At 64.3% G+C, this 24,452-nt stretch carries 24 protein-coding genes; 12 read left to right on the forward strand and 12 right to left on the reverse strand.

Annotated elements, in window-relative coordinates:
* Window positions 1–47: 47 nt before the first annotated feature.
* Window positions 48–704, reverse strand: coding sequence for an alpha/beta hydrolase (locus tag RAM80_RS22485; protein WP_416422624.1), 657 nt, complete (start codon window positions 702–704; stop codon window positions 48–50).
* A gap of 476 nt (window positions 705–1,180) precedes the next feature.
* On the opposite strand from RAM80_RS22485, the gene RAM80_RS22490 reads away from it, so the two are divergent.
* From RAM80_RS22490 to RAM80_RS22530, 9 genes are all read left to right on the forward strand, one after another.
* Window positions 1,181–2,209 carry an amino acid ABC transporter substrate-binding protein gene (locus RAM80_RS22490; RefSeq protein ID WP_416422625.1) on the forward strand — a complete coding sequence of 343 codons (1,029 nt, stop codon included), beginning with the start codon at window positions 1,181–1,183 and terminating at the stop codon, window positions 2,207–2,209.
* A 69-nt stretch (window positions 2,210–2,278) separates the two neighbouring features.
* Complete coding sequence (locus RAM80_RS22495; RefSeq protein ID WP_416422626.1) at window positions 2,279–3,457, forward strand: amino acid ABC transporter permease; 1,179 nt, start codon at window positions 2,279–2,281, stop codon at window positions 3,455–3,457.
* A gap of 10 nt (window positions 3,458–3,467) precedes the next feature.
* Window positions 3,468–4,565, forward strand: coding sequence for an amino acid ABC transporter permease (locus RAM80_RS22500; RefSeq protein ID WP_416422627.1), 1,098 nt, complete (start codon window positions 3,468–3,470; stop codon window positions 4,563–4,565).
* A gap of 10 nt (window positions 4,566–4,575) precedes the next feature.
* Window positions 4,576–5,340 carry an amino acid ABC transporter ATP-binding protein gene (locus tag RAM80_RS22505; protein WP_158157103.1) on the forward strand — a complete coding sequence of 255 codons (765 nt, stop codon included), beginning with the start codon at window positions 4,576–4,578 and terminating at the stop codon, window positions 5,338–5,340.
* A 347-nt stretch (window positions 5,341–5,687) separates the two neighbouring features.
* Window positions 5,688–6,914: a CynX/NimT family MFS transporter gene (locus tag RAM80_RS22510; RefSeq protein WP_416422628.1), complete on the forward strand. Its 1,227-nt coding sequence runs from the start codon at window positions 5,688–5,690 to the stop codon at window positions 6,912–6,914.
* A 38-nt stretch (window positions 6,915–6,952) separates the two neighbouring features.
* Window positions 6,953–7,423 (forward strand): nuclear transport factor 2 family protein, encoded by a 471-nt coding sequence (locus RAM80_RS22515; protein ID WP_416422629.1) that lies wholly within the window; start codon window positions 6,953–6,955, stop codon window positions 7,421–7,423.
* Window positions 7,424–7,435: 12 nt separating this feature from the next.
* On the forward strand, window positions 7,436–7,741 hold the full coding sequence (locus RAM80_RS22520) for a GIY-YIG nuclease family protein (protein WP_416422630.1): 306 nt from the start codon (window positions 7,436–7,438) through the stop codon (window positions 7,739–7,741).
* Between the two features lie 117 nt (window positions 7,742–7,858).
* On the forward strand, window positions 7,859–8,314 hold the full coding sequence (locus RAM80_RS22525; protein WP_416422631.1) for a DUF2442 domain-containing protein: 456 nt from the start codon (window positions 7,859–7,861) through the stop codon (window positions 8,312–8,314).
* Between the two features lie 96 nt (window positions 8,315–8,410).
* Entirely contained in the window at window positions 8,411–9,346 is a 936-nt protein-coding gene (locus RAM80_RS22530) for a glutathione S-transferase family protein (protein WP_416422632.1), read from the forward strand.
* Between the two features lie 114 nt (window positions 9,347–9,460).
* Here RAM80_RS22530 and RAM80_RS22535 read toward each other — a convergent pair whose 3' ends face one another.
* Together RAM80_RS22535 and yejK are read right to left on the reverse strand one after the other, a co-directional pair.
* Complete coding sequence (locus RAM80_RS22535; protein ID WP_416422633.1) at window positions 9,461–9,817, reverse strand: glutaredoxin family protein; 357 nt, start codon at window positions 9,815–9,817, stop codon at window positions 9,461–9,463.
* A 4-nt stretch (window positions 9,818–9,821) separates the two neighbouring features.
* The gene (gene yejK, locus RAM80_RS22540; RefSeq protein ID WP_416422634.1) at window positions 9,822–10,829 is read right to left on the reverse strand and encodes a nucleoid-associated protein YejK; all 1,008 of its coding nucleotides are present in this window, start codon (window positions 10,827–10,829) and stop codon (window positions 9,822–9,824) included.
* A 410-nt stretch (window positions 10,830–11,239) separates the two neighbouring features.
* On the opposite strand from yejK, the gene RAM80_RS22545 reads away from it, so the two are divergent.
* Window positions 11,240–11,521, forward strand: coding sequence for an HU family DNA-binding protein (locus RAM80_RS22545; protein ID WP_416422635.1), 282 nt, complete (start codon window positions 11,240–11,242; stop codon window positions 11,519–11,521).
* A gap of 137 nt (window positions 11,522–11,658) precedes the next feature.
* Here the strand turns inward: RAM80_RS22545 and rlmF are convergent, their stop codons facing one another.
* The 5 genes from rlmF to RAM80_RS22570 all read right to left on the reverse strand — a co-directional run bounded on the left by rlmF (window position 11,659) and on the right by RAM80_RS22570 (window position 18,130).
* The gene (gene rlmF, locus RAM80_RS22550; protein ID WP_416422636.1) at window positions 11,659–12,597 is read right to left on the reverse strand and encodes a 23S rRNA (adenine(1618)-N(6))-methyltransferase RlmF; all 939 of its coding nucleotides are present in this window, start codon (window positions 12,595–12,597) and stop codon (window positions 11,659–11,661) included.
* Between the two features lie 99 nt (window positions 12,598–12,696).
* The gene (locus tag RAM80_RS22555; protein WP_416422637.1) at window positions 12,697–15,543 is read right to left on the reverse strand and encodes a valine--tRNA ligase; all 2,847 of its coding nucleotides are present in this window, start codon (window positions 15,541–15,543) and stop codon (window positions 12,697–12,699) included.
* 179 nt (window positions 15,544–15,722) lie between these two features.
* Entirely contained in the window at window positions 15,723–16,112 is a 390-nt protein-coding gene (locus RAM80_RS22560) for a DNA polymerase III subunit chi (protein ID WP_416422638.1), read from the reverse strand.
* Window positions 16,113–16,119: 7 nt separating this feature from the next.
* On the reverse strand, window positions 16,120–16,548 hold the full coding sequence (locus RAM80_RS22565) for a DNA polymerase III subunit chi (protein WP_416422639.1): 429 nt from the start codon (window positions 16,546–16,548) through the stop codon (window positions 16,120–16,122).
* A 91-nt stretch (window positions 16,549–16,639) separates the two neighbouring features.
* Window positions 16,640–18,130 carry a leucyl aminopeptidase gene (locus tag RAM80_RS22570; protein ID WP_416422640.1) on the reverse strand — a complete coding sequence of 497 codons (1,491 nt, stop codon included), beginning with the start codon at window positions 18,128–18,130 and terminating at the stop codon, window positions 16,640–16,642.
* A gap of 301 nt (window positions 18,131–18,431) precedes the next feature.
* Here RAM80_RS22570 and lptF point away from each other — a divergent pair, with 301 nt between their 5' ends.
* Window positions 18,432–19,547, forward strand: coding sequence for an LPS export ABC transporter permease LptF (gene lptF / locus RAM80_RS22575; RefSeq protein ID WP_416422641.1), 1,116 nt, complete (start codon window positions 18,432–18,434; stop codon window positions 19,545–19,547).
* Entirely contained in the window at window positions 19,540–20,601 is a 1,062-nt protein-coding gene (gene lptG / locus RAM80_RS22580; protein WP_416422642.1) for an LPS export ABC transporter permease LptG, read from the forward strand. The genes lptF and lptG overlap by 8 nt, the downstream gene beginning before the upstream one ends.
* Window positions 20,602–20,651: 50 nt before the next feature.
* On the opposite strand, the gene RAM80_RS22585 is transcribed toward lptG, so the two are convergent.
* The 4 genes from RAM80_RS22585 to RAM80_RS22600 all read right to left on the reverse strand — a co-directional run bounded on the left by RAM80_RS22585 (window position 20,652) and on the right by RAM80_RS22600 (window position 24,337).
* On the reverse strand, window positions 20,652–21,137 hold the full coding sequence (locus tag RAM80_RS22585; RefSeq protein WP_416422643.1) for an RDD family protein: 486 nt from the start codon (window positions 21,135–21,137) through the stop codon (window positions 20,652–20,654).
* Window positions 21,138–21,226: 89 nt separating this feature from the next.
* Window positions 21,227–21,439, reverse strand: coding sequence for a cold-shock protein (locus RAM80_RS22590; protein ID WP_007931076.1), 213 nt, complete (start codon window positions 21,437–21,439; stop codon window positions 21,227–21,229).
* 371 nt (window positions 21,440–21,810) lie between these two features.
* Window positions 21,811–22,932: a glycine cleavage system aminomethyltransferase GcvT gene (gcvT, locus tag RAM80_RS22595; protein ID WP_416422644.1), complete on the reverse strand. Its 1,122-nt coding sequence runs from the start codon at window positions 22,930–22,932 to the stop codon at window positions 21,811–21,813.
* Window positions 22,933–22,960: 28 nt separating this feature from the next.
* Window positions 22,961–24,337 carry an L-serine ammonia-lyase gene (locus RAM80_RS22600; protein ID WP_416422645.1) on the reverse strand — a complete coding sequence of 459 codons (1,377 nt, stop codon included), beginning with the start codon at window positions 24,335–24,337 and terminating at the stop codon, window positions 22,961–22,963.
* Window positions 24,338–24,452: the final 115 nt, after the last annotated feature.

Raw genomic sequence — 24,452 nt, forward strand, 5'->3', positions numbered from 1 at the left:
TCACGCGGGCCAGCGCAGCCTGGCGGCAGCGGCTACGGGATGTTATTTCAGGCGAGTTTCTTTGCGAGCCACGCGGCGATGTCGCGAATCTCTTCAATCACCACTTCATGGCCCATCGGGTATTCCAGCCACTCCACCGCCACGCCCCACTGCTTGAGGTGGTCGTGGGCGCTGCGGCCCATGGCGTTGAACACCACGTCATCCTGGTCACCGTGCAGGCACAGCACCGGCGTGGCGCGCTGGGTGGCGCTCAGTTGCACCTGCTCATTGAAGGTGGGCGCGTAGGTGGACAGCGCCAGCACCCCGCCCAGGGTGCCCGGGTAGCGCAGGAACGCGGTGTGCAGCACCACGGCGCCACCCTGGGAGAACCCGGCGATGAAAATGCGCTGTTCTGGCACACCGGCGGCCACTTGCGCTTCGATCAAGCCCTTGACCATGTCGGCCGACTCGTCCAGTTGCGCCTCGTCGATGGCCCGCGCCGGGGTCATGGCCTTGATGTCGTACCAGCTCGGCATTTCATAGCCGCCGTTGATGGTCACCGGGCGCGTGGGCGCCTGGGGCAGGATGAAGCGGGCGCCGGGCAGGCTGGCCTGCAGGGCCTCGGCCACCGGCAGGAAGTCGTAGCGGTCGGCGCCCAGGCCGTGCAACCAGATCACACAGGCGTCGGCTGGCTGGGTAGGTTCAAGGATCATCGGGTTGCTCATGACTGCTCCAAAATTGGGCGAACGCTCTCATAAAGTGCATTGCAAAAGGGCGTATCGGGGCGATACCGGAAAAAGATGTCGCAAGGCTACACGTTTTCCTATTGACGGGCGCTGAAACGCTTGCGCTCTGTAACGTGGTACGCGCTTTGCTATGTATCCGCCAAGTGGAAGGAAAGATGTATCCGGTAACACTATCAGGCTGTACGCCCCATGGCGAAAGCGGGATGGTATTCAAGCGGATTGCAGCCCTTCCACGGGTCATGCGAAACGACAGGGGCGAACCATAACGCCTCATCTGTTCGACCGATCAAGGAGCCGTGAGTTTGCAGGAATCCCGAAGGTGAACTGCACTTACACAATCAAAAAATGAGTTCTGTACCGCTTGACCCAAAAACAAGCCAGCAACGGGTCGAAATCGCCTCAAAAGGGTGCGGCAGAACACAGCTCGACACAACAAGAGCAATTTGGAGGTTTGAATGAAAATGCTGAAATCCACCCTGGCTGTCCTGACCGCCGCCACCGTTCTGGGGGTAAGCGGCTTTGCCCAGGCAGGCGCCACTCTGGACGCGATTCAGAAGAAAGGTTTCATTCAGTGCGGCGTCAGTGATGGCCTGCCTGGCTTCTCCGTTCCGGACTCCACCGGCAAGATCCAGGGCATCGACGCCGACGTCTGCCGCGCCGTGGCCGCTGCCGTGTTCGGCGACGCCACCAAGGTCAAGTTCAGCCAGCTGAACGCCAAGGAGCGCTTCACCGCCCTGCAGTCCGGGGAAATCGACGTGCTGTCGCGCAACACCACCTGGACCAGCTCCCGTGACGCCGGCATGGGCCTGATGTTCACCGGTGTCACCTACTACGACGGCGTTGGCTTCCTGGCCAACAAGAAGCTGGGCGTGAAGTCGGCCAAGGAACTGGACGGTGCAACCATCTGCATCCAGGCCGGTACCACCACCGAACTGAACGTCTCGGACTACTTCCGCGCCAACGGCCTGAAGTACACCCCGATCACCTTCGACACCTCCGACGAAAGCGCCAAGTCCCTGGAAAGCGGCCGTTGCGACGTGCTGACCTCCGACAAGTCGCAGCTCTACGCACAGCGCTCCAAGCTGGCCTCGCCGGGCGACTACGTGGTCCTGCCGGAAACGATCTCCAAGGAGCCCCTGGGCCCGGTGGTGCGTAAAGGCGACGAAGAGTGGTTCAGCATCGTCAAGTGGACCCTGTTCGCCATGCTCAACGCCGAAGAGGCTGGCATCACTTCCAAGAACGTCGTGGAAGAAGCCAAGTCCACCAAGAACCCTGACGTGGCACGCCTGCTGGGCGGCGACGGCGAGTACGGCAAGGACCTCAAGCTGCCAAAGGATTGGGTAGTGAAGATCGTCTCGCAAGTGGGTAACTACGGCGAAGTGTTCGAGAAGAACCTGGGCAAGAGCACCCCGCTGGCCATCGACCGCGGCCTGAACGCGCTGTGGAACAACGGCGGCATCCAGTACGCCCCACCAGTACGTTAAGCAAGCCCCGCGCCTGGCGGCCCGTATGCCGCCAGGCGCTGTTACATTCCCTTTCTTCCGGGGCACTTCATGCAAAATCAAATCGGCGCACCCAAAGGGTTCTCCCTGACCGATCCACGTGTGCGTGCGTGGCTGTTTCAGATCATCACCATCGTGGCGGTGGTCTCGCTGGGCTGGTACCTGTTCCACAACACCCAGACCAACCTGCAACACCGCGGCATCACTTCGGGCTTCGACTTCCTTGAACGCAGTGCCGGCTTCGGCATTGCCCAGCACCTGATCCCGTACACCGAGTCGGACACCTACTCGCGGGTCTTCGTGATCGGGCTGCTGAACACGCTGCTGGTGACCTTCATCGGCGTGATCCTGGCGACCCTGCTGGGCTTCGTCATCGGCGTGGCACGCCTGTCGTCCAACTGGATGGTCAACAAGCTGGCCACCGTCTACGTCGAGACCTTCCGCAACATCCCGCCACTGCTGCAGATCCTGTTCTGGTATTTCGCCGTGTTCCTGACCATGCCTGGCCCGCGCGGCAGCCATAACCTGTGGAACACCTTCTACCTGAGCAACCGTGGCCTGAACATGCCGGCGGCGCTCAAGGCCGATGGCCTGTACCCGTTCCTGATCGCCGTGGTGGTGGCCATCGTTGCCATCGTCGTGATGGTCAAGTGGGCCAACAAGCGCTTCGAGGACACCGGCGAGCCGTTCCACAAGTTCTGGGTCGGCCTGGCCTTGCTGGTGGTGATCCCGGCGCTCAGCGCGCTGGTGTTCGGCGCGCCGCTGCACTGGGAAATGCCCGAGCTGCGCGGTTTCAACTTTGTTGGCGGCTGGGTGATGATCCCTGAACTGCTGGCCCTGACCCTGGCGCTCACGGTGTACACCGCGGCGTTCATCGCCGAGATCGTGCGCTCGGGCATCAAGTCGGTCAGCCACGGCCAGACCGAGGCCGCGCGTTCCCTGGGCCTGCGCCCCGGGCCTACGCTGCGCAAGGTGATCATTCCCCAGGCGCTGCGGGTGATCATTCCGCCGCTGACCAGCCAATACCTGAACCTGGCGAAGAACTCCTCGCTGGCGGCCGGTATCGGCTACCCGGAAATGGTTTCGCTGTTTGCCGGCACGGTGCTCAACCAGACCGGGCAGGCGATCGAAGTCATCGCCATTACCATGAGCGTGTACCTGGCGATCAGCATCAGCATTTCCCTGCTGATGAACTGGTACAACAAGCGCATTGCGCTGATCGAGCGGTGAGGAAACGGCCATGACGTCGCATGTATTCAAACCCAACATGCCACCGCCCAACCTGGCGGTCGGCCCTGTCGCATGGATGCGCGCCAACCTGTTTTCCAGCTGGTTCAACACGCTGCTGACCCTGCTGGCGCTGTACCTGGTGTGGCTGGTGATACCGCCGCTGCTGAGCTGGGCGTTCCTGGACGCCAACTGGACCGGCACCACCCGCGAGGACTGCACCAAGGCCGGCGCCTGCTGGGTGTTCATCGAGCAGCGGTTCGGCCAGTTCATGTACGGCTACTACCCGCAGGAACTGCGCTGGCGCGTCGACCTCACCGTGTGGCTGGCCGTGCTGGGGGCAGCGCCGCTGTTCATCCCGCGCGTGCCACGCAAGGCGGTGTATGGCCTGAGCTTCCTGGTGATCTTCCCGATCGTGGCCTACACCCTGCTGCACGGCGGCTACCTGGGCCTGGAAAACGTGGCCACCAGCCAATGGGGCGGCCTGATGCTGACCCTGGTGATCGCCACCGTGGGTATTGCCGGCGCGTTGCCGCTGGGCATTTTGCTGGCCCTGGGCCGGCGCTCGAAGATGCCGGCGGTGAAGGTGGTGTGCGTGACCTTCATCGAGTTCTGGCGCGGCGTGCCGCTGATCACCGTGCTGTTCATGTCGTCGGTGATGCTGCCGCTGTTCCTGCCCGAAGGCATGAGCTTCGACAAGCTGCTGCGTGCGCTGATCGGCGTGATCATGTTCCAGTCCGCCTACGTGGCCGAAGTGGTGCGCGGGGGCCTGCAGGCCATTCCCAAGGGCCAGTATGAGGCGGCTTCCGCCATGGGCCTGGGCTACTGGCGCAGCATGGGCCTGGTGATCCTGCCGCAGGCGCTCAAGCTGGTGATTCCCGGCATCGTCAACACCTTGATCGCGTTGTTCAAGGACACCAGCCTGGTGATCATCATCGGCCTGTTCGACCTGCTCAACAGCGTCAAGCAAGCCGGTGCCGACCCCAAATGGCTGGGCATGGCCACCGAAGGCTATGTGTTTGCCGCCGCCGTTTTCTGGATTTTCTGTTTCAGTATGTCCCGCTACTCCGTGCATTTGGAGCGCAAGCTGGACACTGGCCACAAGCGTTAGGAGTGTCATCATGAGCGAAGCAATCAAACAGCCTGTGGGCGCCGATGGCATTATCCAGATGCAGGGCGTGAACAAGTGGTACGGCCAGTTCCACGTACTGAAAGACATCAACCTGAACGTCAAGCAGGGCGAGCGCATCGTGCTGTGCGGGCCGTCGGGCTCGGGCAAGTCCACCACCATCCGCTGCCTCAACCGCCTGGAAGAACACCAGCAGGGCCGCATCGTGGTGGACGGCGTGGAGCTGACCAACGACCTCAAGCAGATCGAAGCCATCCGCCGCGAAGTGGGCATGGTGTTCCAGCACTTCAACCTGTTCCCGCACCTGACCATCCTGCAGAACTGCACCTTGGCGCCCATGTGGGTGCGCAAGATGCCCAAGCGCAAGGCCGAGGAAATTGCCATGCATTACCTGGAGCGCGTGCGCATCCCGGAGCAGGCCAACAAATTCCCCGGCCAGCTCTCGGGCGGCCAGCAGCAGCGCGTGGCCATCGCCCGCGCCCTGTGCATGAAGCCAAAGATCATGCTGTTCGACGAACCGACCTCGGCGCTCGACCCGGAAATGGTGAAAGAGGTACTGGACACCATGATCGGCCTGGCGGAAGACGGCATGACCATGCTCTGCGTGACCCACGAGATGGGCTTCGCCCGCACCGTGGCCAACCGGGTGATCTTCATGGACAAGGGCGAGATCGTCGAGCAGGCAGCGCCGAACGACTTCTTCGACAACCCGCAGAACGAGCGGACGAAGTTGTTCCTGAGCCAGATTCTGCATTGATGCTGTTGATGTGATGAAAACCCGGCACTGGTGCCGGGTTTTTTTATGGGGCTTGAAAACGCGTCATGGCTCTTGGATGCAGGCCGATGTTGTTCTGGGGCCCTTGAGATCGAGCGCCGCCCGCGCGGCGCGACGCAGCCTGGCGGCAGCATCTACATTTGTTGCAACGTGCCATGGCCTGTGGGGGCGGCGTTGCCCGCCTTTTTTGCGGCATCCTGGGCGACCGCTCAACAGATAGCTAGCAATTTACCTTGCTACGCCTTTCCTCAAACTTTACCCTTCTGTCTTGCCCGCGATTACCTATAGATATTCAAAGCGGGGCCTCTGCAATTCCAGGAACCTGCCTTATGTCCAGCCAAACCACCGAGACGCTCAGCGCCTCCGCCGACCAACCCGCCGCCCTGCCCAAACCCTGGCTCCTGCTGCTGGGCCTGGTGCTGGTGGCCCTGAACCTGCGCCCGGCGCTGTCGAGCATGGCGCCGCTGCTGGACCAGGTGTCCGACAGCCTGGGCCTGAGCGCCGCCACTGCCGGCCTGCTGACCACGCTGCCGGTGCTGTGCCTGGGGCTGTTCGCGCCCTTGGCGCCGATTCTCTCGCGGCGCTTCGGCGCCGAGCGGGTGGTGCTGGGCGTGCTGTTGCTGCTGGCGGCGGGTATCGCCCTGCGCAGCCAGTTCGCGGTGGTCGGGCTGTTCGCCGGCAGTGTGTTGTCGGGGGCCAGCATCGGCATCATCGGCGTGCTGCTGCCGGGTATCGTCAAGCGCGACTTCCCGAAGAACGCCGGCACCATGACCGGCGTCTACACCATGGCGCTGTGCCTGGGCGCCGCGCTGGCGGCCGGTAGCAGCGTGCCGCTGGCCGAGGTATTCGACAACCGCTGGACCGTGGGCCTGGGCTTCTGGGTGCTGCCGGCGCTGGCGGCCGCGGTGTTCTGGCTGCCCCAGGCACGCCAGAAGCACGGCGCGCACCATGCCGCCTACCGCGTGCGCGGCCTGTTCCGTGACCGCCTGGCCTGGCAGGTAACGCTGTTCATGGGGCTGCAGTCGTCACTGGCCTACATCGTCTTCGGCTGGTTGCCGTCGATGCTCATGGGCCGCGGCCTGGGCGCCGCCGAAGCGGGGCTGGTGATGTCGTTCTCGATCATCATCCAACTCGGCAGCTCGCTGATCGCGCCCTGGCTGGCCACCCGTGGCAAGGACCAGCGCATCGCCATCGTCACGGTGATGGGCTTGACCCTGGCCGGGCTGTTCGGCTGCCTGTATGCGCCGCTGGCTGGCCTGTGGGCCTGGGCCGTGGTGCTGGGGCTGGGGCAGGGCGCCATGTTCGCCGTGGCGCTGACCCTGATCGTGCTGCGCGCCAGCGACTCCCACGTGGCCGCCAACCTGTCGAGCATGGCCCAGGGCGTAGGCTATACCCTGGCGTCCATGGGCCCGCTGGCGGTGGGCCTGGTGCACGACTGGACCGGCGGCTGGAGCGCCGTGGGCTGGATCTTCGCCGTGATCGGCAGCCTGGCGATCATCGCCGGCATGGGCGCCGGGCGTTCGTTGCACGTGCAGGTCACCAGCGAGAAGATCTGACCTGCTAGGATGGCACTCTACCAAGGAGAGTGCCGCCCATGAGCGAAGCCAACGCAGCCCAGATCACCCGTTTCTACCTGGCCTTCCAGCGCCTGGACGCCGAGGCCATGGCGGCCTGCTACACCGATGACGTGGTGTTCAGCGACCCGGCCTTCGGCACGCTGCGCGGCAAGGACGCCGGCGACATGTGGCGCATGCTGGCCGCACGCGCCAAGGACTTCTCCCTGACCTTCGACCACGTGCACGCCGGCGACAGCACCGGCGCCGCGCGCTGGGTGGCCACCTACCTGTTCAGCCAGACCGGCCGCACCGTGGTCAACCACATCCACGCCCGCTTCGTGTTCCGCGACGGCAAGATCTGCGAGCACCACGACCACTTCGACTTCTGGCGCTGGTCGCGCCAGGCCTTGGGCACTCCGGGCATGCTGCTGGGCTGGTCGCCGCTACTCAAGGGCAAGGTCCGGCAGCAGGCGTTGAAGGGCTTGCGGGGGTTTCAGGCAGGCCGTTGAGCGCAAGAACCGATGACTGAAGTGCAAACAATCTGCAAACCCTGGTATGTCTACCTGGTGCGCGCTGCCAATGGCGCGCTGTACTGCGGCATTAGCGACAACCCCCAGCGCCGCTTCGCCCAGCACCAGAGCGGCAAGGGCGCGCGCTTCTTCGCCTCCAGCCCCGCCACCGCGCTGGTGTACGTGGAGTGCTGGCCCGACAAGGGCGAGGCCCTGCGCCAGGAGCGGCTGATCAAGCGGCTGCGCAAGAGCGCGAAGGAGCGGTTGGTGGCGTCGTATGTGGCGATTGATGTGAGTGATGAGGCGCTGACGGGCTGACGCGGACTAGGTCGTAATATTCGGCGACGGTTTCGTTGTTTGCGTATCGCCAAAATGGCGATACGTTCATGACTCGCGAGTGCATTATCGGTAGGAAAGGGTAAAGGAGTGGAATAAATGGCATCGATGAAACGCCCCCGCCTGCGGGCTGTGCAGGCACTTTCCGGTGCAGCCCTGGCACTGACCTTTACCAATGGGCAGCAGTTCAAGCTGGATATGCGTGATAGCCTCAAGTGTTATCCAGGCCTCAAGCCCCTGTCCGATGCCGAGGCATTCAGCGGTGCAGTCCTGGGCGACGCTGGCTGGACAGTGGAGTGGCCCGAGCTCGATATTCAAATAGGTGCCGATACGCTGTTTCTTGATGCCCTTGCCCAAGCGGCGCCAGATGAAAATACCCGTCTGTTCATTCGCTGGCGGCTGCGGCACCGAATGACGCTGGAACAGGCCGCAGAAGCTTTAGGCGTGAGTTCGCGTAGCATCAGCCGGTATAGCAGTGGACGCGAGCCTGTTCCGAGGACATTGGCTTTAGCGTGCCTGGGCTGGGAAACGCTTGAGCATGCGCACGCTGCCTGATCACTGGAAGTGATGACCCCCTATCAGCCTGATCAGGTAGGCCATCCCCGCCCACACGGGTAAGCTTGGGGTTTACCCCTCGTGGCGGAGCCGACGATGACCGAGCTGATCCTGCATCACTACCCAACATCCCCGTTCGCCGAAAAGACTCGCCTGATGCTGGGCTTCAAGGGCCTGTCATGGCGCTCGGTGCTGATTTCGCCGGTGATGCCCAAGCCTGACCTGGTGGCGCTGACCGGCGGCTACCGCAAGACTCCGGTGCTGCAGGTGGGCGCGGATATCTACTGTGACACGGCGTTGATCGCCCGTCGCCTGGACCAGGAAAAAGCCCTGCCGGCGTTCTTCCCCGAAGGCCAGGAATTTACCGTCGCCACCTTTGCCGCCTGGGCCGATTCGGTGCTGTTCCAGCACGCCGTCAGCCTGGTGTTCCAGCCCGAGTCGGTGGCGGTGCGCTTTGCCCGCCTGCCGCCGGAAGCGATCAAGGCGTTCGTCGCCGACCGTGCCCAGCTGTTTAGCGGCGGCACTGCCAGCAGGCTGCCGCTGGAGCAGGCCAAGCACCAGTGGCCGGTGTTCATGGCGCGCCTGGAGCAGCAGCTGCAGCGCGAGGAGAGCGACTACCTGTTTGGCGAGCCGTCGATTGCAGACTTCGCCGTGGCCCACCCGCTGTGGTTCCTCAAGGGCACGCCGGTGACCTCGCCGCTGGTGGATGAGTACCCGGCCGTGCATGCCTGGCTGGGCCGGGTGCTGGGCTTCGGGCACGGTGCCTATAGTGAACTGAGTGCCGAAGAGGCCCTGGAAATTGCCCGCTCCACTGCGCCGGCGCCATTGCCGGAAGACGGCTTTATCGACCCGAACGGTTTCAAGGTGGGCGACCCGGTTAGCGTTGCGGCCATCGACTATGGCGTCGACCCGGTGGTGGGCGAGTTGCTGTACGCCGGTGCCGAGGAGCTGATAGTGCGCCGCGAAGACCCCAGGGCGGGCGTGGTGCACGTGCACTTCCCGCGGCTGGGGTTCAAGCTGGAGAAACATTAATCTCGATTCATGCTTATCCTGTAGCCGCTGCCGTCAGGCTGCGCCCACGCTGGAGAGCTTCAGTGTACTCCAGGGCCAGCGCAGCCTGACGGCAGCGGCTACGAGGGTGTGGTGTTACGGGTGCTGGAGGGCTTGCAGGATTTGTGCTTCGTCGTATTGGCGCAGTAGCGTGCCATTCACGTCCAGCATCGGTATCCCACGCCCGCCCAGCGTCTCGTAGCGCTTGCGTGCTTCCACGTCCTTGTCGATGTCGAACTCCTTGTAGGCCACGCCCTGGCGGTCCAGCAAGCGCCTGAAGTCCTTGCAGTAGCCACACCAGTCGGTGGCGTACAGGGTGACCTGGGCGTTGGCGCGCGCCTGCGCCGAGAGCTGCGAGGTGGGGTTGAAGAAGGCCTCGATCTTGCCCCACTGCTGGAAGATCACCACCACCAGCAGGATGGGCAGCATGCGCTTGAGGGTCTTATTCAGCACCCGCTCAGTCCTTGCGACGCTTGAGCTGGTCGGTGAGTTGGGTGGGCAGGCCCTTGATGATCAGGGTGCCGGCTTCTTCGTCGTATTCGATCTTGGAGCCCAGCAGGTGCGCCTCGAAGCTGATGGACAGGCCCTCGGCGCGGCCGGTGAAGCGGCGGAACTGGTTGAGGGTGCGTTTGTCCGCCGGGATCTCCGGCGACAGGCCGTAGTCCTTGTTGCGGATGTGGTCGTAGAAGGCGCGCGGGCGGTCTTCGTCGATCAGCCCGGAGAGCTCTTCCAGGGCCACGGGCTCGCCGTGCTTGGTCTGGGTGGTGGCGTAGTCCACCAGCGCCTGGGTCTTCTCGCGGGCGGCTTCCTCGGGCAGGTCCTCGCTTTCCACGAAGTCGCTGAAGGCCTTGAGCAGGGTGCGGGTCTCGCCAGGGCCGTCGACGCCTTCCTGGCAGCCGATGAAGTCGCGGAAGTACTCCGAGACCTTCTTGCCGTTCTTGCCCTTGATGAACGAGATGTACTGCTTGGAGTTCTTGTTGTACTGCCACTCGGAAATGTTGATGCGCGCCGCCAGGTGCAACTGGCCCAGGTCCAGGTGGCGAGACGGGGTCACGTCCAGCTCGGCGTTCACCGCCACGCCTTCGCTGTGGTGCAGCAGGGCGATGGCCAGGTAGTCGGTCATGCCTTGCTGGTAATGGGCGAACAGCACGTGGCCGCCGGTGGACAGGTTGGACTCTTCCATCAGCTTCTGCAGGTGTTCCACCGCCGTGCGGCTGAACGCGGTGAAGTCCTGCTCGGCGTCCATGTACTGCTTCAGCCAGCCGCTGAACGGGTGGGCCCCGGACTCGGCGTGGAAGAAGCCCCACGCTTTGCCTTGCTTGGCGTTGTAGCTGTCGTTGAGGTCGGCCAGCAGGTTCTCGATGGCCTGGGATTCGGCCAGTTCCGAGTCGCGGGCGTGGAGCACGGCAGGGGTGCCGTCGGGTTTCTTTTCGATCAGGTGGACAATGCAGTGACGGATCGGCATGGGGCTTCTCGGTTCGTCGAAAGGGGCAGGGCAGGGGCGAGCAGGTCGGCCGTGCGCAAAGGCGCCAAGTGTAACGCAACTGGGGGTTTGGCGGCCCGGCTGGGCCGTTTCAGCCTGTGATTTAGAGACTTTTGTCTATTTTTCAACCAAACCAGTGATAAACCTGAACAAATGGCCAGGTAGAGGCGGATATTTCTGGTTCTGTGTGCTAGTTTTGCCCGGTCTTGCGCTCCACAAGGGCGCATCGCCCGCAGATAGCTGCCGTCAGGTCGAACCAAATACCGATTTGTGCATCTACATTCGCGATTGGCGTGACTGTAGACCGATTGCCGAACCCCAGGGGTTACGGCGTTTTTGACTGATGTTGCACTCTGCAATCCAACTGAATTTGATAGGGAAGGAACACCACCATGGCATTGACCAAAGACCAACTGATCGCCGACATCGCTGAAGCCATCGACGCGCCGAAAACCACCGCGCGCAATGCTCTCGAGCAACTGGGCCAGATCGTTGCCGACCAGCTGGAAAATGGCAGCGAAATCACCCTGCCAGGCATTGGCAAGCTGAAAATCTCCGAGCGCCCAGCTCGCACCGGCCGTAACCCTTCGACTGGCGCACCGATCGAAATCGCTGCCAAGAAAGTCGTCAAGTTTGTTCCAGCCAAAGTGCTGACTGATTCGGTTAACAAGTAATCTTGTAACCCGTCATGAAAAAGCCGTGACCGGGGCGACCCGGTCACGGCTTTTTTGTGCCCGCAATCCCCGTAGCAGCGGCCGCCAGGCCGCGTCCTGGGCACCGCGGTGGCCCCGGACGCAGCCTTCGGCAGCTGCTACGGGTACCAGGCTTGCTGCTGGGCGTCGGTCTGGAAGGTCCAGGCCACGAAGCGGCTCTGCTTCTGCCCCTGGCCCATTTCAACCACCCGCACCTGCAGCGCGCCGGCCTTTTTCAGCGCCGACTGGATTGGTGGCAGGTTCGAGGCCTTGGACACCAGGGTGCTGAACCACAGCACCTGTTGGCCCACCGCCACGCTCTCGTTGATCAGCTGGGTGACGAACCGAATCTCGCCGCCCTCGCACCACAGCTCGTTGCTCTGGCCACCGAAGTTCAGCACCGGCAGCTTGCGCTTGGGGTCGGCCTTGCCCAGGGCGCGCCATTTGCGTTGGCTGCCGCGGGTGGCTTCTTCCAGTGAGGCGTGGAACGGCGGGTTGCACAGGGTCAGGTCGAAGCGCTCGTCGGGCTTGAGCAGCCCGGTGAGGATGTGCTTCGGGTTGCCCTGCTGGCGCAGGCTGATGCCCTTGTCCAGCTTGTTGGCCTGGACGATGGCCTTGGCCGAGGCAAGGGCCACGCTGTCGATGTCGGAGCCGGTGAACTGCCAGCGGTAGTCGCTGTGGCCCAGCAGCGGGTAGATGCAGTTGGCACCCGTGCCGATGTCCAGCGCGCGCACCGAGCTGCCACGGGGGATCTCGCCACCGTTGGTTTCGGCCAGCAGGTCGGCGGCGGCGTGGATGTAGTCGGCGCGCCCGGGAATGGGCGGGCACAGGTAGCCTTCCGGGATCGTCCAATGCTGGATGCCGTACAGGGCCTTGAGCAGGGCACGGTTGAACACCTTGACCGCCGCCGGGTTGGCGAAGTCGATGCTTTCCTTGCCGTAGGGGTTGAGGATCACGTACTGGCCAAGCTCGGGGCTGCTCTTGATCAGTTGCGGGAAGTCGTAACGGCCTTGATGGCGGTTGCGGGGGTGGAAGGTGGGCTTGCTGGGGGCGGACATGAGGGGAAACTTCCGTTGTCCGTGCTGGCCCCATCGCGACCAAGGTCGGCTCCTACAGGGTAGGAGCCGACCTTGGTCGCGATGGGGCCGCCGGAGGGTTTACAGGCTGGCGATGCGCGCGTGCTGCTCGGCCAGCTTGCTCAGGGCTTGCTCGGCCTCGGCCATCTTCGCGCGCTCCTTGTCGATCACCGCAGGCGGTGCCTTGTCGACGAAGGCGGCGTTGGACAGCTTGCCGCCCACGCGGGCCACTTCACCCTGCAGGCGCTGGATTTCCTTGTCCAGGCGCGCAAGTTCAGCGTCCTTGTCGATCAGGCCGGCCATGGGCACCAGCACTTCCAGCTCGCCCACCAGCGCGGTGGCGCTCAGGGGGGCTTCGGCGCCGGCTTCCAGCACGGTGATGGCTTCGAGCTTGGCCAGCTTCTTCAGCAGGGCTTCGTTCTCGACCAGGCGGCGCTTGTCTTCGGCGCTGGCGTTCTTCAGGAACAGCGCCAGGGGCTTGCCCGGGCCGATGTTCATTTCGCCACGGATGTTGCGCACGCCCAGCATCAGGCCTTTCAGCCACTCGATGTCCTGCTCTGCGGCCTCGTCGATGCGTGCTTCGTTGGCCACTGGCCAAGGTTGCAGCATGATGGTCTTGCCCTCGGCACCGACCAGCGGCGCCAGGCGCTGCCAGATTTCCTCGGTGATGAACGGCATGAACGGGTGTGCCAGGCGCATGGCCACTTCCAGCACGCGCACCAGGGTGCGACGGGTGCCGCGCTGGCGCTCCACCGGGGCGTTCTCGTCCCACAGCACAGGCTTGGACAGCTCCAGGTACCAGTCGCAGTACTGGTTCCAGATGAACTCGTACAGGGCCTGGGCGGCCAGGTCGAAGCGGAACTGGTCCAGCTGGCGGGTCACTTCGGCTTCGGTGCGCTGCAGCTGCGAGATGATCCAGCGGTCCGCCAGGGACAGCTCGTAGGCCTCGCCGTTCTGGCCGCAGTCCTCGCCCTTGTCCAGCACGTAGCGGGTGGCGTTCCAGATCTTGTTGCAGAAGTTGCGGTAGCCTTCCACGCGGCCCATGTCGAACTTGATGTCGCGGCCGGTGGACGCCAGCGAGCAGAAGGTGAAGCGCAGGGCGTCGGTGCCGTAGCTGGCGATGCCGTCGGCGAACTCGTCGCGGGTCTGCTTCTCGATCTTCTTCGCCAGTTTCGGCTGCATCAGGCCGTTGGTGCGTTTCTGCACCAGGGCTTCCAGCTCGATGCCGTCGATGATGTCCAGCGGGTCGAGGACGTTGCCCTTGGACTTGGACATCTTCTGGCCCTGGCCATCACGCACCAGGCCGTGCACGTAGACGGTCTTGAACGGTACCTGCGGGGTGCCATCCGGGTCTTTCACCAGGTGCATGGTCAGCATGATCATCCGGGCGACCCAGAAGAAGATGATGTCGAAGCCGGTGACCAGCACGTCGGTGGAGTGGAATTTCTTCAGGAACTCGGTCTGTTCCGGCCAGCCCAGGGTGGAGAAGGTCCACAGGCCCGAGCTGAACCAGGTGTCGAGCACGTCGTTGTCCTGGTTCAGGACCACGTCGGCGCCCAGGCCGTGCTTGGCGCGCACTTCTTCTTCACTGCGGCCGACGTAGACCTTGCCGGACTCGTCGTACCAGGCTGGAATGCGGTGGCCCCACCACAGCTGGCGGCTGATGCACCAGTCCTGGATGTCGCGCATCCACGAGAAGTACATGTTTTCGTACTGCTTGGGCACAAACTGGATGCGGCCGTCTTCCACGGCGGCGATAGCAGGCTCGGCCAGCGGCTTGGTGGACACGTACCACTGGTCGGTCAGCCACGGCTCGATGATGGTGCCCGAGCGGTCGCCCTTCGGCACTTTAAGCGCGTGGTCGTCGACGCTCACCAGCAGGCCGGCGGCGTCGAAGGCGGCGACGATCTGCTTGCGCGCCTCGAAGCGGTCCAGGCCGGCGTATTCGGCCGGCAGAGTGCCGTCGACGCTGTCGTTCAGCGTGCCGTCCAGGTTGAACACCTGGGCAGCCGGCAGCACGTTGGCGTTCTTGTCGAAGATGTTCAGCAGCGGCAGGTTGTGACGCTTGCCGACTTCGTAGTCGTTGAAATCGTGGGCCGGGGTGATCTTCACGCAGCCGGTGCCGAATTCAGGGTCGCAGTAGTCGTCGGCGATGATCGGGATGCGGCGGCCAACCAGCGGCAGCTCGACGAACTTGCCGATCAGGGCCTGGTAGCGCGGATCGTTCGGGTTCACGGCCACGGCCGCGTCACCCAGCATGGTTTCCGGACGAGTGGTAGCGACGATCAGGTAATCCAGGCCCTCGGCGGTCTTGGCGCCGTCGGCCAGCGGGTAGCGCAGGTTCCACAGCGAGCCTTTCTCGTCGTGGTTCTCCACTTCCAGGTCGGAAATCGCCGTGTGCAGCTTGGTGTCCCAGTTGACCAGGCGCTTGCCGCGGTAGATCAGGCCGTCTTCGTGCAGGCGCACGAAGGCTTCCTTCACCGCTTCCGACAGGCCGTCGTCCATGGTGAAGCGCTCGCGGCTCCAGTCCACGGACGAGCCCAGGCGGCGGATCTGGCGGCTGATGTTGCCACCCGACTGGTCCTTCCATTCCCAGACTTTCTCCAGGAACTTCTCGCGGCCCAGGTCATGACGGTTCTGGCCCTGGGCTTCGAGCTGGCGCTCCACCAGCATCTGGGTGGCGATACCGGCGTGGTCGGTGCCCGGCTGCCACAGGGTGTTGCGGCCCTGCATGCGGCGGAAACGGATCAGGGCGTCCATGATCGCGTTGTTGAAACCATGGCCCATGTGCAGGCTGCCGGTGACGTTCGGCGGCGGGATCATGATGGTGTACGAGTCGCCCGCGCCTTGCGGAGCGAAATAGTTCTCGGACTCCCAGGTCTGGTACCAGGAAGTTTCAATGGCGTGCGGCTGGTAGGTCTTATCCATGCTCGGCGGGACCCTAATAGGCATTTATTCAGGAAAGCCGATTAGTATAACGGGGATAGGCCGGGATCGGTAGGCATGTAGCCGCTGCCGCAGGCTGCGCTGGCCCCTGAGTGCGCTGGAGATCTTCAGCGAGGTAGAGGGCCAGCGCAGCCTGCGGCAGCGGCTACGGCAATGGGAGCTTACGGGTTGAGCAGCCGTTCCATGCGCGCTTCCAGGCGGCGCTTGATCTCGGTCTCGATGTGCGGCGCGAAGTCGTCGATCACGTCCTGCATGATCAATTGCGCGGCGGCGCGCAGTTCGGCGTCCAGGTGCAGCAGGGTGTCCTGGCGGTTCTGCGCGGGGGTGGCCGGCTCGGCGGCGGGCGGCGGCTCGGGTGGTGCGGCCTGGGCCTGGGCCTCGGCGCGTTGCTGGGCTTCGAGCTGGTCGAAGAGCAGCGGGATCTGTTCGGCGCTGACCACGGTGTCGGTCAGCAGCGGCGGTTGCAGGGTGTCATCGCCGAGCAGCTTGCGGATCGACTCGAGGTCGTCCAGCAGGTGCACGGACTTGGGCAGCTTGTTTGCAGTGTCCATCGTTGGCTCAGAGTCGCTGTAAGCGGTGATCTTGCAGAGGATAGCCCTGTTCACGGTAGAAACGGAAACTCTCCCGTGCGGCCTGACGAATAGCAGGGTCTTCGACCACCACCTCGGCCACGCGGGCGAAGCGGCCGGCGAAGGCCGGTACCTTGAGGTCCAGGTTCACCAGCAGGTCCTGGTGGCTGGCGGGTGCGTCGGCAAGGCCCAGGGCGATGACGGCGTCCGGGTCTTGTTCAGCCAGGCTGTGGGGCACGAAGCTTTCGCCCTTGAAGGCCCACAGGCGGGCGTCGAGTTGCTCGCGCTGCTCGGCGTCGCTGCAGTGCAGGTACACCCGGTGGCCCAGGCGCCAGGCCTTTTCCACCAGCTTGCAGGCGAAGTCCAGGCGCGCTGCGGGCAGCGGGCTGGGCAAAATGTAGAAGTCGACTTTGGTCATGTTGGGTCCATGTGCGGCGCTGGTGACGCGGCCTGGCGGCCGCAGCTACACGGAGGTGCGTAGCAGCGGGCGCCAGGCCGCGTCAGGGGCATCACGCGCCAGCGCGGTCCAGCAGGTACTGGGTCAGCAGGGGCACTGGGCGGCCACTGGCGCCCTTGTCCTTGCCACCGCTGACCCAGGCGGTGCCGGCGATGTCCAGGTGCGCCCAGGGGTAGCTCTTGGCGAAGCGCGACAGGAAGCAACCAGCGGTGATGGCGCCGCCTTTCGGGCCGCCGATGTTGGCAATGTCGGCGAACGGCGAGTCCAGCTGTTCCTGGTACTCATCGAACAGCGGCAGCTGCCAGGCGCGGTCGTCGGCCTGCTGGCCGGCTTCCAGCAGCTGGGCCACCAGTTCCTCGTTGTTGCCCATCAGGCCCGAGGTATGGGCGCCCAAGGCAACCATGCAGGCGCCGGTCAGGGTGGCGATGTCGATCACCGAAGCCGGCTTGAAGCGCTCGGCGTAGGTCAGGGTGTCGCACAGCACCAGGCGGCCTTCGGCGTCGGTGTTGAGGATTTCCACAGTCTGGCCGCTCATGGTGCTGACGATGTCGCCAGGGCGGGTAGCGCCGCCGCTCGGCATGTTCTCGGCGCAGGCCAGCAGGCACACCAGGTTGATTGGCAGCTTGAGCTCCAGCACGGCGCGCAGGGTGCCGAACACGCTGGCGGCGCCGCACATGTCGTACTTCATCTCGTCCATGCCGGCGGCCGGCTTGATGCTGATGCCACCGGTGTCGAAGGTGATGCCCTTGCCCACCAGCACGTGCGGCTTCTCGGATTTCTTGGCGCCCTGGTAGTTGAGCACGATCAGGCGCGGTGGCTGCTCGCTGCCCTGGGCCACGGCCATGAAGGCGCCCATGCCCAGTTCCTTGAGCTTCTTCTCGTCGTGGATCTCGACCTTGAGGTTCTTGTGTTCCTTGCCCAGTTCCTTGGCCTGCTCGGCCAGGTAGCTTGGGTGGCAGATGTTCGGCGGCAGGTTGCCCAGGTCACGGGTGAAGCTCATGCCCGCGGCGATGGCGCTGGCGTGGGTCACGGCGCGCTCGACGTCGGCCTGGCTGGCCTTGTCGGTCACCAGGGTGATCTTCTTCAGGGCGCGGGGCTCGGCCTTCTTGCTCTTGAAGCGGTCGAACACGTATTCGCCGTCCAGCAGGGTCTCGGCCAGCAGGCGCGTCTTGCCGTAGGCGTCACGGCCTTTCACGCCCAGCTCGTCGAGTGCCACCACGGCGTCGCTGCCGCCCAGGCCCTTGAGTGCGCCCAGCACGGCGGCGCCCAGCTTGCGCCAGGCGCGGTCGCCCAGCAGTTCGTCGGCGCCGGTGCCTACCAGCAGCACGCGCTCGGCCTTGAGGCCCGGCAGGTTGTGCAGCAGCAGGGTCTGGCCCGGCTTGCCGGCCAGGTCGCCACGCTTGAGCACGGCGGTCAGGGCGCCGCTGCTCAGCTCGTCGACCTGCTTGCCGACGGTACCCAGGGTGCGGCCTTCGCCCACGGCGACGACCAGGGTCGCGGTCTTCAGGCTTTCGGCGCTTGTGCTTTTTACAACCAGTTCCATTTCCGGGTCCCCTAATGATCTATTGGTGTGCACGGCAGCGTTGGTCGTGCGAATACAGCCCCCGGCACTGCCCGTGGCGGGCCGGGTCAAAGTCCCCAGTTTGAGCCCTGCCGACGGAGCCTGACAACCCTTCGCGCAGGCTTTGCGTAACTGGGTATGCACGCGAAGTGACAGGCAGGCCCAATCACAGGATAATGCGCCAACTTTTTTCCGGTTCGCCTGGTGCGAATCCACCCGTAGAAGTGTCAGCTATGTATCCCTTGTTCGGCCGTCTGAGCCTGACAACCCTGGAGTGTCCGGTTTGATCGTCTTCCGTTATCTGTCCCGCGAAGTCATGCTCACCCTCAGTGCCGTCAGCGCGGTCCTGCTGGTGATCATCATGAGCGGGCGCTTCGTCAAGTACCTGGCCCAGGCCGCTTCCGGCGCCCTGGACCCAGGCGTGCTGTTCCTCATCATGGGCTACCGCCTGCCGGGCTTCCTGCAGCTGATCCTGCCCCTGGGCCTGTTCCTGGGCATCCTGCTGTCCTACGGCAGGCTGTACCTGGAAAGCGAGATGACCGTGCTGGCGGCCACCGGCATGAGCCAGCAGCGCCTGCTGGCCATCACCATGGCACCTGCCGCGGTAGTGGCCGTCATCGTCGCCTGGCTGAGCCTGAGCCTGGCGCCCCTGGGCGCGCAGCAGTTCTCCATGGTGCTCAACCAGCAGGACGCCATGACCGAGTTCGACACCCTCGAGCCAGGCCGCTTCCAGGCCCTGCGTGACGAAAGCCGGGTGACCTACACCGAGAGCATGAGCGACGACCGCATCAACCTGGGCGGCGTGTTCATCTCGCAGAAGCGCCTGGGCCAGGACGCCAAGGACCGCGGCATCACCCTGCTTCTGGGCGAGAAGGGCCGCCAGGACCGCCACCCCGATGGCAGCCGCTACCTGATCCTGACCAACGGCTACCGCTACGACGGCATCCCCGGCCAGGCCGACTACCGTGCCATCAAGTACGACACCTACGGCGTGATGCTGCCCAAGCCCGAGGTCAGTGAAGAAGTCACCGACCGCGACGCCATCCCCAGCGCCAAGCTGTTCTCCGGCGAGGTCAATGACCCTGCCGAACTGCAATGGCGCCTGTCGCTGCCGTTGCTGGTGTTCATCGTCACCCTGATGGCCGTGCCGCTGGCCCGGGTCAACCCGCGCCAGGGCCGCTTCCTCAAATTGCTGCCGGCGATTCTCCTGTATATGGCCTACCTGACCATCCTGATCTCGGCGCGTGGTGCCCTGGAAAAAGGCAAGATCCATTCCGCCCTGGGGCTGTGGTGGGTGCACGGGCTGTTCCTGGCCATCGGCCTGGCGCTGATGTACTGGGAACCGCTGCGCCTGAAGCTGGCCAGCCGTCGCGCGGCGACGGAGGTGGCCCATGGTTAAGCTCGACCGGTACATCGGCAGCAGCGTGCTGATGGCAATCCTCGCCGTGCTGGGGGTTATCCTCGGCCTGGCCACGCTGTTCGCCTTCATCGACGAGATGAGCGACATCAGCCCCACCTACGGCCTCGCCGACGTGGCCTGGTTCGTGCTGCTGACCGCACCACGCCGGCTCTACGACATGCTGCCGATGGCCGCGCTGATCGGCTGCCTGATCGGCCTGGGCACCCTGGCCAGCAACAGCGAGCTGACCATCATGCGCGCGGCCGGCGTGTCGGTGTCGCGCATCGTCTGGGCAGTGATGAAGCCCATGCTGGTGCTGATGGTCTGCGGCCTGCTGATAGGCGAATACGTCGCCCCGGTCACCGAGGCCAAGGCCCAGGCCGACCGCTCGCTGGCCCAGGGCATCGGCGACGCGCAAAGCGGTCGCCACGGCCTGTGGCACCGCGAGGGCGAGCAGTTCATCCACATCAACACCGTGCAGCCTGCCGGCCTGTTGTATGGCGTGACCCGCTACACCTTCGACAACGAGCGCCACATCAAGACCGCCAGCTTCGCCAAGAAGGCCCAGTACGCCGATGGCCACTGGAACCTCACCGACGTGGCCACCACGGTGTTCCATGACGACCGCACCGAGGTCATCAGCAACCCCACCGAACAGTGGGACGTGACCGTCACGCCGCAGCTGCTGAGCACCGTGGTGATGGCTCCCGAATCGTTGTCCATCACCGGGTTGTGGAGCTACATCCACTACCTGGCGGACCAGGGCCTGAGCAACTCCACCTACTGGCTGGCGTTCTGGACCAAGATCCTGCAGCCGTTGGTGACCGCCGCGCTGGTGCTGATGGCGATCTCGTTCATCTTCGGCCCGCTGCGTTCGGTAACCCTGGGCCAGCGTGTGTTCACCGGCGTGCTGGTGGGCTTCACCTTCCGCATCGTCCAGGACCTGCTGGGCCCCTCGAGCCTAGTGTTCGGCTTCCCGCCGCTGTTGGCGGTGGTCATCCCGTCGCTGGTGTGTGCGGCGGTGGGCTGGTGGCTGCTGCGCCGCGCGGGGTAAGCCTTCGCCTCATGAAAAAACCGACCCTTGGGTCGGTTTTTTTGTGCCCATCAACGGGCCTTCTTGGGGATATACACCAGCTGCGTGCCTGAATACAGGTCATGCCAGCCACGCTTCTGCTTGTCCACCAGGGCCCACCAGAACCCGGCGCCAAAGCACAGCCACGAGCCAATGGCGACGATGAAGCGCAGTAGCGCCTGCCACAAGCTGATGGCGGTGCCGTCGGCGTTCTGTACGCGCACGCCCCACACCTGCATGCCCAGGGTCTGCCCGGCGTGCATCCAGAACTTGGCGAAGAAGGCGAACAGGGCGCAGAACAGCAGGGTCGACAGGAAGGGGTCGCCGTCCAGCGAGCCGGACTCCGACAGCGCCCGCAGGCGTGCCTCGCCGATGAACGCCATCATGATCAGCTTGTACACCAGCGTGGTCACCATCAGCAGCGCAACGCACAGCAGGAAGTCATACAGCACGGCCGCCATGCGCCGGCCAAAGGCGGCGGGGGCGAAGTCACCTTGTGGGGTCAGTCGTCGGGTCATCCTTGCCTCTCCGTGTGGGTGCGAGCAAATCGCGGGCACAAAAAAGCCCCTGGCGTTCCCGGCAGGGGCTTTTTGCGCAACTGGACGAATCAGCCTTCGGCTTGTACTTCGTCAGCTTGCATGCCTTTCTGGCCTTGAACGGCGATGAAAGTCACTTTTTGGCCTTCTTTCAGGCTCTTGAAGCCGTTGCCCTGGATAGCGCGGAAGTGCACGAACAGATCCGGACCGCTTTCTGGAGTGATAAAACCAAAACCTTTCTCGTCGTTAAACCACTTGACGGTACCGCTCTGACGTTGGGACATTTTCTTATTTCCTTGGAACTTGAATTGATGACAGCTTCTTTCAGGTGAAAGAGATACTGGGCTGGTTGCAGGAAAGTAAGAGACGTCGAACGGGTTGTAGCAATACACAGAGCTACTGCCCAGGTCACGAACCATAGCGACCCATGCAAACACAGTGAGGAAACTCTACGCTAACTTCAGCCAGAAAAACAAGCCCTGAGCCACGCAGGTTTTTCACCTTTTTTACGACCGTTCGAGCCTTTTCCTACGGGGGTTTCCGACTCTTTCATTCAGGTATTTTCGAATGGTCTAACGCCAGTTCGAAATCGAATAGAACACCCTGCACGTTGCGGCAAAATGACAGCCCGCCCTGAGCTGTCATTGCCGGCCCCTCAGCCGCGGTAGTAGCGCTGCGGCACGAACGGCATCTTGCTGACCTTCATGGCCACTTTCTTGCCACGCACGATGGCCCACACCGGGGTGTCCAGCGCCGCGTGGGCGCTGTCCACGTAGCCCATGGCTACCGGGCCGCCCAGGGTAGGGCCAAAGCCGCCGCTGCACACGGTGCCGATGATGGCGCCGCTGGCATCGACGATCTCGGCGCCTTCACGCACTGGCGTGCGTTCCTGGGGCAGCAGGCCCACGCGCTTGCGGGCCACGCCGGCCTGTTGCTGGGCGAAGATCGCCTCGGCGCCAGGGAAGCCACCGGCACGGGCGCCGTCGGCACGGCGAGCCTTGGAGATGGCCCACAGCAGGCTGGCCTCGATCGGCGTGGTCTGCTCGTTCATGTCGTGGCCGTACAGGCACAGGCCGGCTTCCAGGCGCAGCGAGTCGCGCGCGCCCAGGCCGATGGCCGCTACTTCCGGCTCGGCCAGCAGGCAGCGCGCCAGGGCCTCGGCACTGGCGGCCGGCACCGAGATCTCGAAGCCGTCTTCACCGGTGTAGCCCGAGCGGCTGACATAGCAGGCCACGCCCAGCAGCTGCGCCGGGGCAAATTGCATGAAAGTCATCTGCGCCACTTGCGGCGCCAGGCGCGCCAGCACGGTGACTGCAGCAGGGCCTTGCAGGGCCAGCAGGGCGCGTTCCTCGAACAGCGGCTGGATCTGGCAACGGTCGCCGATGTGCGCGCGCAGGTGGGCCAGGTCCTGGTCCTTGCAGGCGGCGTTGACCACCAGAAACAGGGTGTCGTCGCCCAGGTTGGCGACCATCAGGTCGTCGAGGATGCCGCCCTGCGGGTTGGTGAACATGGCGTAGCGCTGCATGCCCACGGGCAGGTCGACGATGTCCACCGGCACCAGGGTTTCCAGGGCCTTGGCGGCGTCGCTGCCGACCAGGCGGATCTGGCCCATGTGCGACACGTCGAACAGGCCGGCCTGCTCGCGGCTGTGCAGGTGCTCCTTCATCACGCCCAGCGGGTATTGCACCGGCATGTCGTAGCCGGCGAAGGGCACCATGCGGGCACCCAGTTCCAGGTGCAGGGCGTGCAGCGGGGTGTGTTGCAGTGCTTCGGACATCGTTGACTCCTGAATTCGAAAGGGTACCTCAACACTCGATGATGTTGACGGCCAGGCCGCCACGGGCGGTCTCTTTGTATTTGCTTTTCATGTCGGCGCCGGTCTGGCGCATGGTGCGGATAACCTTGTCCAGCGACACGTAGTGCACGCCGTCGCCGCGCAGGGCCATGCGCACGGCGTTGATGGCCTTCACCGAGCCCATGGCGTTGCGCTCGATGCAGGGCACCTGCACCAGGCCGCCGATGGGGTCGCAGGTCAGGCCCAGGTTGTGTTCCATGCCGATTTCGGCGGCGTTCTCGACCTGCTGCACGCTGCCGCCCATCACCTCGCACAGGGCGCCGGCAGCCATGGAGCAAGCCACGCCGACCTCACCCTGGCAGCCCACCTCGGCGCCGGAAATGGAGGCGTTTTCCTTGTACAGGATGCCGATGGCGGCGGCGGTGAGCAGGAAGCGCACCACGCCGTCCTCGTTGGCACCGGGCACGAAGCGCATGTAGTAATGCAGCACCGCCGGCACGATACCGGCCGCGCCGTTGGTGGGGGCGGTGACCACGCGGCCACCGAAGGCGTTTTCCTCGTTCACCGCCAGGGCGTAGAGGTTGACCCAGTCCAGCACCGACAGCGCGTCGCGCAGGGCGGCCTCGGGGTTCTTGCACAGCTGCCGGTACAGCGCCGCGGCACGGCGCTTGACCTTCAGGCCGCCGGGCAGGATGCCTTCGTTGCGGCAACCGGCCTCGACGCAGTCCTGCATCACCTGCCAGATGTTCAGCAGGCCGGCGCGGGTCTCGGCTTCCTGGCGCCAGGCGCTTTCATTGGCCAGCATCAGCTGGCTGATGGTCATGCCCTGCGCCGCGCAATGGGCCAGCAGTTCCTTGCCGGTCTTGAACGGGAAGGGCAGCACCGTGGTGTCTTCGACAATGCGGTCGGCACCCGCCGCGCCCTCATCCACCACGAAGCCACCGCCCACTGAGTAGTACTCGCGGCTGCGAATCTCCAGGCCGTGTTCGTCCAGGGCACGGAAGATCATGCCGTTGGGGTGGAAGGGCAGGGGTTTGCGGATCATCGCCAGGTGCTGTTTTTCGACGAAGGCGATGCTGTGTTCGCCCAGCAGGTTGAGGCGCCCGCTGGCGCGGATAGCCTGCAGGCGGGCGTCCACGGTCGCGGTGTCGACGGTGTCGGGGTGCGAGCCTTCCAGGCCCAGCAGCACCGCCTTGTCGCTGCCGTGGCCCTTGCCGGTGGCGCCCAGCGAGCCGTACAGCTCGGCCTTGACGGTGGCGGTGGCCAGCAGCAGGTCGTCGCGGCGCAGGCCCTCGACGAAGCGCGCGGCGGCGCGCATGGGCCCCACCGTGTGGGAACTGGAGGGGCCGATGCCGATCTTGAAGAGGTCGAAAACGCTTAGGGACATACAAGTTCTCCAGAGCCTTGCGGGCATTGTGGGAGCTGGCTTGCCAGCGAGCTTTTCGGCGGCGCAAAAATCTCGCTGGCAAGCCAGCTCCCACAATCGTCAATCCTTGCGATGG

The organism is Pseudomonas sp. App30, assembly GCF_047947025.1.
Taxonomy (GTDB): domain Bacteria; phylum Pseudomonadota; class Gammaproteobacteria; order Pseudomonadales; family Pseudomonadaceae; genus Aquipseudomonas.

What these genes read in the sequence shown, in the direction of transcription:
- RAM80_RS22545 (WP_416422635.1), top strand. Translation starts at nt 11,240, where the DNA reads ATGGCATTGACCAAAGACCAACTGATCGCCGACATCGCTGAAGCCATC.
- RAM80_RS22585 (WP_416422643.1), bottom strand. Translation starts at nt 21,137, where the DNA reads ATGACCCGACGACTGACCCCACAAGGTGACTTCGCCCCCGCCGCCTTT.
- RAM80_RS22565 (WP_416422639.1), bottom strand. Translation starts at nt 16,548, where the DNA reads ATGACCAAAGTCGACTTCTACATTTTGCCCAGCCCGCTGCCCGCAGCG.
- RAM80_RS22600 (WP_416422645.1), bottom strand. Translation starts at nt 24,337, where the DNA reads ATGTCCCTAAGCGTTTTCGACCTCTTCAAGATCGGCATCGGCCCCTCC.
- rlmF (WP_416422636.1), bottom strand. Translation starts at nt 12,597, where the DNA reads ATGTCCGCCCCCAGCAAGCCCACCTTCCACCCCCGCAACCGCCATCAA.
- RAM80_RS22515 (WP_416422629.1), top strand. Translation starts at nt 6,953, where the DNA reads ATGAGCGAAGCCAACGCAGCCCAGATCACCCGTTTCTACCTGGCCTTC.
- RAM80_RS22490 (WP_416422625.1), top strand. Translation starts at nt 1,181, where the DNA reads ATGAAAATGCTGAAATCCACCCTGGCTGTCCTGACCGCCGCCACCGTT.
- RAM80_RS22590 (WP_007931076.1), bottom strand. Translation starts at nt 21,439, where the DNA reads ATGTCCCAACGTCAGAGCGGTACCGTCAAGTGGTTTAACGACGAGAAA.
- gcvT (WP_416422644.1), bottom strand. Translation starts at nt 22,932, where the DNA reads ATGTCCGAAGCACTGCAACACACCCCGCTGCACGCCCTGCACCTGGAA.
- RAM80_RS22520 (WP_416422630.1), top strand. Translation starts at nt 7,436, where the DNA reads ATGACTGAAGTGCAAACAATCTGCAAACCCTGGTATGTCTACCTGGTG.
- yejK (WP_416422634.1), bottom strand. Translation starts at nt 10,829, where the DNA reads ATGCCGATCCGTCACTGCATTGTCCACCTGATCGAAAAGAAACCCGAC.
- RAM80_RS22555 (WP_416422637.1), bottom strand. Translation starts at nt 15,543, where the DNA reads ATGGATAAGACCTACCAGCCGCACGCCATTGAAACTTCCTGGTACCAG.
- RAM80_RS22525 (WP_416422631.1), top strand. Translation starts at nt 7,859, where the DNA reads ATGGCATCGATGAAACGCCCCCGCCTGCGGGCTGTGCAGGCACTTTCC.
- RAM80_RS22530 (WP_416422632.1), top strand. Translation starts at nt 8,411, where the DNA reads ATGACCGAGCTGATCCTGCATCACTACCCAACATCCCCGTTCGCCGAA.
- RAM80_RS22510 (WP_416422628.1), top strand. Translation starts at nt 5,688, where the DNA reads ATGTCCAGCCAAACCACCGAGACGCTCAGCGCCTCCGCCGACCAACCC.
- lptG (WP_416422642.1), top strand. Translation starts at nt 19,540, where the DNA reads ATGGTTAAGCTCGACCGGTACATCGGCAGCAGCGTGCTGATGGCAATC.
- RAM80_RS22495 (WP_416422626.1), top strand. Translation starts at nt 2,279, where the DNA reads ATGCAAAATCAAATCGGCGCACCCAAAGGGTTCTCCCTGACCGATCCA.
- RAM80_RS22500 (WP_416422627.1), top strand. Translation starts at nt 3,468, where the DNA reads ATGACGTCGCATGTATTCAAACCCAACATGCCACCGCCCAACCTGGCG.
- RAM80_RS22505 (WP_158157103.1), top strand. Translation starts at nt 4,576, where the DNA reads ATGAGCGAAGCAATCAAACAGCCTGTGGGCGCCGATGGCATTATCCAG.
- RAM80_RS22560 (WP_416422638.1), bottom strand. Translation starts at nt 16,112, where the DNA reads ATGGACACTGCAAACAAGCTGCCCAAGTCCGTGCACCTGCTGGACGAC.
- RAM80_RS22485 (WP_416422624.1), bottom strand. Translation starts at nt 704, where the DNA reads ATGAGCAACCCGATGATCCTTGAACCTACCCAGCCAGCCGACGCCTGT.
- RAM80_RS22570 (WP_416422640.1), bottom strand. Translation starts at nt 18,130, where the DNA reads ATGGAACTGGTTGTAAAAAGCACAAGCGCCGAAAGCCTGAAGACCGCG.